This is a genomic window from Sodalis-like endosymbiont of Proechinophthirus fluctus (genome assembly GCF_001602625.1).
Taxonomy (GTDB): Bacteria; Pseudomonadota; Gammaproteobacteria; order Enterobacterales; family Enterobacteriaceae.
Genome location: NZ_LECR01000022.1, coordinates 1 through 11,905 on the forward strand (window position 1 = coordinate 1; position 11,905 = coordinate 11,905).

The following is an 11,905-nucleotide window of genomic DNA, read 5'->3' on the forward strand; positions in this document are numbered from 1 at the left end:
CATTTTACCCGCTGGCACCACAAAAGCCCAGAACGGGAACGGAGAAAGGCTTGCCCGACGCCGGTTGTGGCAGGTACGACACAACGTTAGAAGATTACTGGCCGTCCAGACCACGTATCGGCTTAACCGACGCCCAGGATTTACATGATGGGCAATGCCAGTACAGGCTGTGGGAAGTGAATCCGCATTTTTGGCAGCGGTAACGGGGTTTAGTGTGAATCTGTTCGCCTACCATATCCCGCAACGTCTGTAAACTTTCCTTGGCGCGACCGTCTTCAGCCTCGCTGAGGTGGAAATTCATCAAACGATGAAACATGTGCATCGTCGGATTCTGACGCAATTGTTGATTGATGTAGCCCTGCGCCGCTTCCGGGCCCTGTTCACGCTCAATAATATCAGTCAACAGCAGTTCTGCTGACGAGCCGGTATCTTCTTCTACGCAACGTTTGAGAAAATCTGCCCAGGCGCCCGTCTGTCCTAACGCCTGATAACAGTCCTGCAGCATCGGCAGCGTTTCGCTGACCATTTCTCGATCCTGATCCAACACCCGCATTAATTCACCGACCGCGCCGGCGTAATCTTGCTGCGCCATATAAATTCTAGCGCGCATGATAGATACACGCGCACTATTTTTATCTGCCGATGCCCCTTTTTTCAAAAGGGTGACGGCACGATCCATATCGTCACTGCCCATTGCCTGGAGCGCCAGCTCGCAATAAAAATGGGCGATCTCCTCCCGGCGCTGCTCTACACCGAGCTTCACTAACTTTTCCGCGATGTCTATCGCCTTCGACCATTCGCTGGTTGCCTGATAGATTTGCAATAGCAGGCTCAAGGCACAAAGCCGGAAATCGTCTTCGTTCACTAATTGGCTGAACATGTCTTCAGCTCGATCGTAAAAGCCGGCCGCCATATAGTCACGACCAAGCTGCTGCATCGCCAATAACCGCTGCTCAAAGGTTAACGAGGTGCTCTCTATCAGCGCTTGGTGGATGCGGATAGCGCGATCAACTTCACCACGAGAACGAAACAGGTTCCCCAGCGTTAGATGCGCCTCGACGGCGTTGCTGTCCTCTTTTAACATATCAAGGAACAGTTCTACTGCCTTATCCTGCTGATTGGATAGCAGGAAATTCACCCCGGCCACATACTCTCTGGAAAGACGGTTCGCTTCCTGCTGATTATCCTGCTGCGCGCTCCTGTGCCCCATGTACCAGCCATAGGCGGAGGCCACGGGCAGCAACAGAAACAGCAGTTCTAACATAATGCGTTATTCCTTAGGCGCAACGACTGGTGGGGTACGAGTGGGGACGGAGGGAATTGCTTCCACCGGCGCAGGCTGCTGTTCGAGCCGTTTCACTTTGCGCTCGGCCCGCATCAGCGCTACACGAGTGCGCAGACAAAACAAGCCGCAAATGACCCAGCCGATGACAAAGCCGGCGGCAAACAGTGAAGTGAGCAAGGTTGATACCCGAAATTGATTCTGAGCCAGTAGATAGTTGAAGGTCACTACCTGATCGTTGTGCGCGCCAAAGGTAACGGAGATGATAAAAATCACCAGCACTAACAAAATTATCAGAACGTATTTCACATGATTTCCTGCAAGCTGTATTAGTCTTATGTTCAGACTGTTAGCCTATCTGACACAGTAAAATTACCGTTGCTCGGGGAGTTCCATTCCCTCCCGGCGGCAATAAATGCACATACTGAATAACTACTATAGGGCCGGCGCAGGAAAAACCCAACCGCTGGCGGCACTTTTCTCTTTGCCGGCTAAGCTTAATCACCCGCCTGCAGTTTCATTAACTGCGCGAACGAATATTCAGTGCTTCTTTCTATATCGGGGTCAGCGTACTCGCCGCCGTTACGTTTTTCAATTTCAACTATTGAATTTCCCTTTTTTGTTCGCTGTCCGCTGGGTTGTGTGCAACGCAAGCTTAAAAGAAAGCACCACAAACAACGGTTAATGGCATACTCAGTTGCACAATTTGTCGCCAATTAAACACAAAAATCCAGTCATAGTGTAAATTTATGGCAAAATAACCCCAGAAGATTCCGAACGATACCCCTAGCGGAAGACTAGTCAAACACCGCAGCAGGCAGTAGGATGCGCGTCATCATTGGATTTTGGAGAGTAATATGCAGCTTAAACGTGTGGCAGAGGCTAACCTGCCGACTCCCTGGGGAGATTTCTTAATGGTTGGCTTCGAGGAAATCGCCACTGGGCACGACCATCTGGCGCTAGTATATGGCGATATTACCGGTCGGGCTCCGGTGTTATCGCGAGTCCATTCCGAGTGCCTTACCGGTGATGCGCTGTTCAGCCTGCGCTGCGATTGCGGCTTCCAGCTGGAGGCAGCGCTGAGCCATATCGCCGAGGAAGGGTGCGGCATTTTGCTCTACCACCGCCAGGAAGGCCGCAATATCGGCCTGATAAACAAAATTCGCGCCTATACCCTGCAGGATCTGGGCGCCGATACGGTCGAAGCCAACCACCAGCTCGGCTTTGCCGCCGACGAGCGGGATTTCACCCTGTGCGCCGACATGTTCAAATTATTAGGCGTGGAAAGAGTGCGTTTATTGACTAACAACCCAAAAAAGATAGATATTCTGACCGAGGCGGGCATTAATATCAGCGAACGCATGCCGCTTATCGTTGGCCGCAACCCGAAAAATGCCCGCTATCTGGATACTAAGGTTGTCAAAATGGGCCACTTGCTCAACGACCCCGCTAAATAAATAGGAACCGCCGATCGCGGTAAGGATGACCGACTGCGGCACGCAGCGTAAGAGCCGGTGCTAACGGTAATAACAGTTGCAGGTTGCCATTCAACCCGTGCCTTCGGTAAGCGACAGACGGGCGTTGCCCGTTTCTCCCTCCCCTGGGTCGCCTGGACCCGCTTCTCGCCACAACGTCCCCGGGGTAATCGCGCATTATCCATAAATGGATTTAGATACTTAGATATAAATACGATTAACGGATTGTCTGTGTGGAGAAAATATTCACAGCGTGCATAACTACAGTGGTGGTGTATAGCGCTATGGCCGGCTGCTGGTGAATACCGGTTTCAAGCCGCAATGGACAGTCAAGCGCATCCATAGCCGGCCCACGCGGTTATCTAGTTGTAGCCTGCCTCTGGGATCCCCTGGTGAAAAGACCAACTGCCAATATTTACCTTCATCGCGCAACCAAACGAGGATGGCTGCCTCTTTTCCCTCACCAGAGAGGATATCGTTTCTGCGCGGTTAACAAAGGTATCCGAACGGATTATTTCATAGAAATCAGGATTCAGCATATGCTCCTACCCATCCCAATCCCTGCAGCGCCGTATTGCGCTGTACAGGCTGCGTTTCCTTTTTCCAGATCCATAAGAGCCATTGTGCCTTCCTCCTTGCCCATGTGATTCTCCTGGGTGTACTCCCCTCTTAATCCGCCTTCAAGATTGAATGCGTTACGGCGTTACACCGCCGCAGGCATGCATTTGCGCTGCTCAAGACCGCGGCCCGCCGGGTGATACTTAGGCGACGTTAATCGCTATCAGCAATGGCATCTGCGGTGCCTTTCCGGCTGTTTCAAGACCGGGTCTCCCACCGGTTCATTAAGCATATTGCGGATCACATAGTGCAAGATACTGTCATGACGGTAGTAGAGTAGGTCAGCTCAATATCGATACGGCAGAGCGCATCGATGGCATTGCGACGCCCGTCGGTCTAGGTAAAGCACCGGTACTTCGCAGCCCGGTTTGTGTGCCGATAGATCGGGGATGTCGATGGTTTTATCGCCGCTCAAGCCCAGCGTCTTACGGGTTTCGCCGTGGGGAAATTCCAGCGGAAAAATCTCCATCCCGATAAGGTCGGAGCGATGGATCCGCTCAAAGCTTTCAGCCATCACCACCCGGGATCCCCCCAGCAGTAGCAGTCCATTAGTGACCCAATCTCGTCTGAAGCCTGAACTTTATTCTTTCGGAAATGATCGCCAACGGGACCTACTCTGCGGCGCAGCGCATGGCAGCATTGTAAATCGCCAACGCCTCTCCTAACGGGATATGACGAGTATTAACACCCCTTTGATGTACGGCACCATTTCGTTTTACGAATGCGAATATTGGCGAAGGTGCCGTACATCATCACTTCATGATTGCCGCGCTGCGAACCCGTAGGGAGTTGAAATCCTCTGTGCTTACGCCATGTTGCTGAAAATAGAATAGTGTCCCGCCGGCGGTCTGTCTATCTTAATTATTGCCCGCCGGTGAAACATGGTCGGTAGTCACCGAACCCTCAGTATAGCCAAAATTAGAGCTACGCGGATATTCTTAACTGTGGTTTCAGCTGATGCAACATATCTTCAAAAAAACAGTGTCAAGCGAATATAGGTAGAATTCGGCTGCCGATGGTATATCGGGGCACGGTTGATCGCGGATATTGCGCCAGTCACGGTTGCCGGTGAAGACTTCCCTGCATTCTTTGTGAAACATGGTGCTGTTGACTAGAGCGACCCTCCTGGGCGATTTTCTCCGAGCTGGGCCAAATATCGCGTAACCAAATATCGCGTAAATAGACCGGATTGCCATCGGTTCCTCTGTCTAGAGAATCATCGCTGATATTAATCAGCATAATTGCCTGTCAGTGCATACGCTACCACCAGCGGGTGGATACGCCCCATCGAAACTATGGCTACCGGAAAGCACTGCACCGACGGCCAGATCGCCGGCTTTGATCGCGGCTTCGATACTGGGTTTAAGTGGGCTGGAGTTGACAATGCAGATGGTACACCGTAGCCCACCAAATTGAACCCTAACTGGTTAAGGTAAGGTGTCAAGCTCGTCCACTATCAGAATATTGGCGTTGGAGGTATCAGAATATTGGCGTTGGAGGTATTGGTACAGGACGTAATAGGAGCGATCACCACCGTGCCCTGATCCAGCTGTGGTAATTTTCGCCGTCCAGCTCAAACGGAAGTGCGATCGGCGCGGCACGTTTGTCCAACGCCAGTTCGTCGCTGGCTCTGAACGCCCTCCGACACGGCCGGCAACGCTACGCGATCCTGGGGAGGCTGGAAGACCGGCTACATTCGCTACGACGCTTACCGTCGAGCTCCAGTATACTGGTAAAACTGGTTTGTCACCTGTCTGACAACACAGGCCCTGCTGTTTGAGTAGTCCTCTACCAGAGCGATCTGCTCTTCGCTGCACGCGGTAAGGCGTAGGCGTAGACAGTCAAGCGTTATGGTATCCACCGGAAAGAATCCACAGAGATCGCACATTAGCTCCGTATTCCGGGCGCTATAGTATTCCGGGCGCTATATTGGTGATGATATCCCACCCCGATCCGACAGCGGCAATACATATCTAGTCCTCCGTCGCCATAAAATTCAACAAATTTGCCGATTACGTCATGCTGACGTAGCACTTGCGTCACGGTTAGCACCAAATCGGCCGCGATAGTACCCTCCTTGAACTTACCTGTCAATTTAAATCCTACCATATTTGGAATCAGCATCAATACCGGCTGGCTGAGCATGGCTACCTCCGCCTCAATCCCACTACGCATCAACCCAACACCTCTAACCAGTTGACCATAGTGGCATGGTAGTCGGTGCCGACCAGCGTATACAGATAGGATATTTCTTGCCTATTCCGCTTTTCCTGCACGGTCTTGGCTAAGTATTCCAGATTGACTGATGACAGAGACATTTTTCCAGTGGCACCATGCGAAACCGGCTGAAAGCATTATGCCCCCAGCGCAGGGAAAGGGAGGTGTAACGCTCCAGATTACACGATATTTCCAAGTGATTATTCCGCATAAGCCTCTTCACTATTCCCCTAACCGTTTCATCACCTCACACATATCCGCCAGGTCCAGGTCTCCACCGCAGTCGGCACATCAGTAAAATTCTGATCAATACCAGTGCTGGGCGATAGGCGATTTTGCCCTCAGCATGGGCAATTTTCAGCCAGCCCGCAACCTCGCGCAAATCCGCCTCAGTGACGATGACACTATCCTGGTGACACAGCAGATTTTCCAGCAGCACTTTCATGGAGTTGGGCAGTTTGTCGATAGGATCGATATGTTCTTCCGCCCGCGCTAGATTGAAAAATGGTAGGTTTTATGGTGCGCGGTGAACTACTGGTCTCTGTTTGCTTCTTTAATTGATGACGACATAACTCCTCTAACTAAATTATTATTATAATAATCCAATACTTATTGATGTAATTATTTAAAGATAGTACAAATAACCCGCAAATTTTTCATAACATCGAGGGATTATTGCTGCGTTGAGTATAATCATGAGATGCAGTCATGCTGCCACGTCAGGCGCTCGGAACAGCCTCCGATAGCGCTGCGAGAGCGATAACATCGGACACTGCGGCTATTCGCGCAAACACAACCAAGACATTAGCGCGGCTAGACGACAACGGGACATGGCCTGCAGCTGTGTCTTCCCAACTGGGGCGACGACGATGGGCAGGCCAAGATGTGCAGTTACTTCACCGGTAACTTGATGTCCTTGAACATATCTTCGGTATCTTCATTGGAACGCAATGCCACTGCCATATCCACCACATTTCTGGTGAGGTGAGGAGCAAAAAGATTAATAAAATAATATACATATCTTCTAAGGAATGTGCTGCGGCGAAAGACAATCTTGGTGGTACTCTAGAGGTAAACAGATCGTCGTAGTTGATTTTGACCAGATCCGGATCCGCTTGGGTATTCACCACCATGTTTGTGATGACGCAAACGCCCATCCCCATGTGCATATAAGTTTTAATCACATCCGCATCGGTGACAGTAAACACGATACACGGCGTTAGACCAGCGCGATTGAAAGCCGTATCCAGCTCGGAACAGCTAGTAAAACCAAAGGTATAAGTCACCAGCGGATACGCTGCCAGCTCGTCAATCGTCAGCGATTTATGACCAGCAAGAGGATGATCCGACAACACCACGATGGCTCGATTCCAATGACAATAAGGCAGCATCACCAGATCGTCATACGTATGCATCGCTTCGGTAGTAATGGCGAAATCTGCGACACCCTTTGACACCACTTCGTCGATTTGGGTCGGCGAGCCCTGATGCATATGCAGTGAAATCCGCAGGTAGCGCACTCGATAAACCCTTTGATCACGTCCGGCAGAGCGTAACGCGCCTGTTTATGGGTAGTCGCCATATACAGCGATCCTTTATCTGGATAAGTATGCTTCCCTACTACCGCTTTAATGGCATCGACCTTGGACATGCACCTCGCGCAAGATACGGATAATTTCCTGACCCGCCAGGGTGACCTAGGTCAGATGCTTGCCGCTACGGGCGAAAATCTACACGCCGAGCTCATTCTCAAGCATCCGTACCTGCTTGCTGATGCCAGGCTAAGAAGCTATATCCTATCAGCGATAGAAGAGACATTTAGGTGTTGTAGTTAACTATTTCCACAATATATCGAAGTTGCTGCAATTTTATTTGCTTATCCTGACGAATATCCTGAACCTGACGCGCGGTGAGATGCCACCGAGCGGCGACTAACCAGGTTCCGCGAAAGCGCTTAAAAGCGTTGGTTATGACTAATATTATTTAATCATAAAAAAAACACTTAATATCAATTAATTATCAATTAAAAAAGCCAACCACAAGGCTGGCTTCTTCGTGACGACAACACCATTACTTTTTGGTCATCTGCCATTGACCATCAATATAGAAAGCGGTCCAGCCGGTGGCCTTGCCGTCCTTTTCCGAAGAGATATACTGTTGCTTAGTTTTACGGCTGAAACGCACTAGGGTGCTATTGCCTTCGTCATCCTCGACAGGCGCATCGGCCAAATAGCGCAGTTTTTTCGGCAGGCGATCGCGGAAACGGGCCAGCTCCGCAACCAGTGGCGCGCGAGTCTCATGAGATTTTGGGAATGTGTTGGCGGCTAGAAAGATCCCTGCCGTACCGGCACGCAGCACAAAATAGGCGTCCGACTTCTCGCAAGGCAACTCGGGCAAAGGCACCGGATTTTCCTTTGGAGGCGCCACATCGCCGTTGCGCAGGATCTTACGGGTGTTCTTACAGTCGTCGTTGATACAAGCCATGTATTTGCCAAAACGCCCTAATTTCAACTGCATGTCTGAACTGCATTTTTCACATTCTATCACCGGACCGTCGTAGCCACTGATACGGAACTCACCTTGTTCGATTTCGTAGCCGTCACACAACGGATTGTTGCCGCACACGTGGAGTTTACGCTGGCCGTCGATGACATAACTGTCCATGGCGGTACTGCATTTCCTGCAGCGGCGGCGTGCGCGCAGCGCATTGGTCTCCGCATCGTCGCCCTCAAGCACGTTCAGGGTTTCCACTTCTAGGATCATATTAATGGTATTTTTGCAGCGCTCTTTCGGCGGCAGCGCGTAGCCTGAACAGCCTAGGAATACACCGGTGCTGGCGGTACGGATCCCCATCTTGCGACCACAGGTAGGGCAATCTATGCTGGTCATCACCATTTGATTAGGCCGCATACCTCCATCTTCGGGATTTTTTTCGGCATTTTCCAACTGCTGAATAAATTTGTCAAAAAACGCGTCAAGCACGCTCTTCCACTCCTGCTGATTTGTGGCTACCTGATCGAGGGTATCCTCCATGTTGGCGGTAAAATCGTAATTCATCAGCTCGCGGAAGTTCTCTTCTAAGCGATCGGTAACGATTTCGCCTATTTTCTCTGCGTAAAAACGACGATTTTCCACGTGGACATAGCCGCGATCCTGAATGGTGGAGATTATCGACACATACGTCGACGGCCGGCCAATGCCGCGTTTTTCCAGCTCTTTCACTAGTGAGGCTTCGCTATAGCGGGCGGGCGGCTTTGTGAAATGCCGGCTGGGCAGCAGCCTGCTAAGCTTCAGCGTCTCGCCTTCCTCCACCGCTGGCAGGGTCCGATCTTCGTCGCCCTTGCGCAACGCTGGCATCACTTTGGTCCAACCATCAAAACGTAGGGTACGGCCGCGGGCGCGCAGTTGAAACTCGCCGGCGGTCACAGTCAGCGTTGTGGAATCGTATTGCGCTGGCGTCATTTGACATGCGACAAATTGACGCCAGATCAGCTGATAAAGTTTCTGCGCGTCAACTTCCATGTCTTTCAACTGCTCAGCCAAAGCATTGATATCGGAGGGGCGGATCGCCTCATGTGCTTCCTGGGCGTTGTTCTTACTGGCGTATTCGTTGGGCTGCTTCGGCAAATACAGGTTGCTGAATGATGCGCTGATATAGCCACGTGCCATATTAAGAGCATCCTGACTTATATTGGTGGAGTCGGTACGCATATAAGTAATATATCCGGCTTCATACAGCCGCTGCGCCAACATCATGGTTTTCTTCACGCCATAGCCTAAGCGGGTGCTGGCCGCTTGCTGTAGCGTCGAGGTAGTGAACGGGCCACCCGGTTTGCTGCTGATAGGCTTATCGTCACGGTCGCTGACTACGTAATCGGTATTTTCAAACCCATAGAGAGCTTCCTGAATTTGCTGATGATTTACCGGCTTGAAGGGTTTGTCTTGCTGATGCGTTACCTGCATCACCAAGGGAAACGCCTGCGCCGTCTGCAGATCGGCGTGCAGTTTCCAATACTCCTCAGGCACAAAGGCTCTGATTTCCCGCTCTCGTTCCACTACCAGTCTGACCGCCACCGATTGGACCCGTCCAGCCGACAGGCCACGGGCGATTTTTTTCCACAGTAAGGGCGAGACCATATAGCCAACGACACGGTCCATGAACCGCCGCGCTTGTTGGGCGTTGACCCGGTCAATATTCAACTCCCCTGGCTGTTCAAAGGCCTGAGTTATCGCGTTTTGGGTAATTTCATTAAACACTACTCGGCTAAAACGTTTATCATCACCACCGATAACTTCACGTAGATGCCAGGCAATCGCCTCCCCTTCGCGGTCAAGGTCGGTTGCGAGGTAGATGTGATCGGCTTTTTCTGCCAGCGCTTTTAGCTCAGTCACTACTTTCTCTTTACCGGGCAAAATCGCATACTGCGCTTTCCAGCCATGGTAAGGATCGATGCCCATCCGGTTGACCAACGCATGCTGCGGGTCAGGTTTACCTTTTTTCTTTTTACTAGCATCGACGCTCTTTTGACTACCTGAACCACTGGTGGGCAAATCGCGGATGTGACCGACGCTGGACTTAACCACATAGTCTTTGCCTAAATATTTATTAATCGTTTTGGCTTTGGCTGGCGATTCAACGATAACAAGAGCTATACCCATTTTTACCTTTACCTGAATGATGTCTTCTGCAATAAGAAGTTTTTGCGCTAGACCCTGGCTGGGCATGCCTCTTTTTTATATTGCGGCAGCGCCGACAAAAATCAACCTGTTTTTGTCACGCTCACTAGACATAAGAAAGGTAGGTCAACTTATTGTTAATAAGCTTATTTTTATAATAATCGCCGGCAATCGCTGCTTACTTTCCCCGCTAATCGGTAACAAAGTAACCACCCGACGCGCCGAAGGGCTGCACTGTACATGATAAAAAACCGGTGCAACCAATAAGCAGAGGAAAAATTGCTTTACCCGCTACGCAATTAGAAATACAGTAAAATAAACAAATAAACCTTAGTCGGTTTTCCGACAAACACAACCGAGTATTACAAGCGGTGAATTTTTTCTTGATGAGCAAGGAATACCGACGTAGAAAACCACTGCCGTATTTAATATGTTTAAACATCTCGCCCATGTTCTATCGGAAAAATATCATCTGGCAGATTGATATACTGTACCGCTGCCTCAGCCGATGCCGTAATGAACGCCCGTCATCCAGTCAGTCTGACAGACGTCGACATTCAACGCGGCATAAATCTCTCGGTGACGGACGTTATCAAATGAAAGACCAGGCTGAATGTCAGCACTGCCGGGACGTCGCTTCTCACGCTTGGCCAGAAATTAGGGGCGACAAACGCCAAGGAGGGGACCGCCTCAAACCATTGTCCTCATGTTATAGCTCAAGACTGGCATTAAAACTAGACAGTATCTCAAACTGTCAGGTACGCCGCTTTACGAAAGCGCGCGGTAGCCGGCCATCCGTCTTTGTATCACCTATACAATGGTGGCGCATCCAGTATTGGCGTATCAAGATTGCCGCGGGCCTGCGGGTTACAGCAGAGGCTTTTACGAGCGCTCCAATAGCGCAGAAGCCGTTGTTCCAGGATTCGCGGCGCTATCGGTAAAACGATTTATCCAGCGTTTAAACACAATAAAACGCACGCTTATCACTTAATAGCGCACTAATTACTCAATAAGCACATCGTCGCTGGTACCAGATAGCATCCACCAACCCCAAATGCTTTGCCTGCTCGCTATACCAATGTTCAACCCGCTGGCGACGACATCGACATCCAGCGCGGAACGCACGCGCTAAACAAAGGTATTGAACAACTGATGGGTCTTATTCAACTCCTGCTGGAACTTTTCGCGCCCGGTAGAAGAATTTTCTCGCCAAACAGCATCAGTGTCCGCTTGTATAGGCACCGGTGGTATACAACTCCATATCAATATCGTTACATTTTTATAAGTAGTTGAATTTATGGATCTTCGCAACCACTCCGATGGAGACGATAATGGCAAGGAGGCCGCGACAATGTAGTCGGCGACAAAGGCCATCATATTAACCGCCGCTTGTGGTGACCTTATCTACCGCCACGGTGAGCGGAATTCCCTTTTCCCACAGTCGCTGGAGTTTCGCTGATTGCCAATACCACTCACTGGTAAGGGTTTTGGCCAGAAAAAGTTTGTACAACGAAATAAATTCCACAAAACCTTTGCTAATAATGAGAACAGTCGACAGCTATCCTAACCAAGGCTCTGCGCCGCGTCTCTTAGAAAATCAGAATATTGCCGCCAGGGCAGGGTGAAGGTGCCTGCA

The 11,905-nt window shown here is 50.5% G+C and carries 6 protein-coding genes and 3 pseudogenes; 2 read left to right on the plus strand and 7 right to left on the minus strand.

The features are described 5' to 3' along the window. Positions 1-94 precede the first annotated feature (94 nt). Both lapB and BG74_RS02295 read right to left on the minus strand, forming a co-directional pair. Entirely contained in the window at positions 95-1,264 is a 1,170-nt protein-coding gene (lapB, locus tag BG74_RS02290; RefSeq protein ID WP_066596302.1) for a lipopolysaccharide assembly protein LapB, read from the minus strand. A gap of 6 nt (positions 1,265-1,270) precedes the next feature. Further along, on the minus strand, positions 1,271-1,591 hold the full coding sequence (locus tag BG74_RS02295) for a LapA family protein (protein WP_066596303.1): 321 nt from the start codon (positions 1,589-1,591) through the stop codon (positions 1,271-1,273). A 548-nt stretch (positions 1,592-2,139) separates the two neighbouring features. Here BG74_RS02295 and ribA point away from each other — a divergent pair. Next, entirely contained in the window at positions 2,140-2,739 is a 600-nt protein-coding gene (gene ribA, locus BG74_RS02300) for a GTP cyclohydrolase II (RefSeq protein WP_066596304.1), read from the plus strand. A gap of 380 nt (positions 2,740-3,119) precedes the next feature. Here ribA and BG74_RS12425 read toward each other — a convergent pair whose 3' ends face one another. The 4 genes and pseudogenes from BG74_RS12425 to topA all read right to left on the minus strand — a co-directional run bounded on the left by BG74_RS12425 (position 3,120) and on the right by topA (position 10,251). After that, entirely contained in the window at positions 3,120-3,296 is a 177-nt protein-coding gene (locus BG74_RS12425; RefSeq protein ID WP_187202516.1) for a hypothetical protein, read from the minus strand. A 302-nt stretch (positions 3,297-3,598) separates the two neighbouring features. Then, positions 3,599-6,162 (minus strand): annotated as a pseudogene (locus BG74_RS15985) (aconitase family protein); the annotation flags it as partial. Positions 6,163-6,483: 321 nt separating this feature from the next. Next, positions 6,484-7,464, minus strand: a pseudogene (gene cysB / locus BG74_RS02320) (HTH-type transcriptional regulator CysB). A gap of 198 nt (positions 7,465-7,662) precedes the next feature. Beyond that, complete coding sequence (topA, locus tag BG74_RS02325) at positions 7,663-10,251, minus strand: type I DNA topoisomerase (RefSeq protein WP_066596358.1); 2,589 nt, start codon at positions 10,249-10,251, stop codon at positions 7,663-7,665. Positions 10,252-10,639: 388 nt separating this feature from the next. On the opposite strand from topA, the pseudogene BG74_RS10145 reads away from it, so the two are divergent. Next, positions 10,640-10,753, plus strand: a pseudogene (locus tag BG74_RS10145) (DUF2498 family protein); the annotation flags it as partial. A 518-nt stretch (positions 10,754-11,271) separates the two neighbouring features. On the opposite strand, the gene BG74_RS18755 reads toward BG74_RS10145, so the two are convergent. Then, positions 11,272-11,394, minus strand: a complete 123-nt coding sequence (locus BG74_RS18755) for a hypothetical protein (protein WP_256364190.1) — start codon at positions 11,392-11,394, stop codon at positions 11,272-11,274. Between the last annotated feature and the right edge of the window lie 511 nt (positions 11,395-11,905).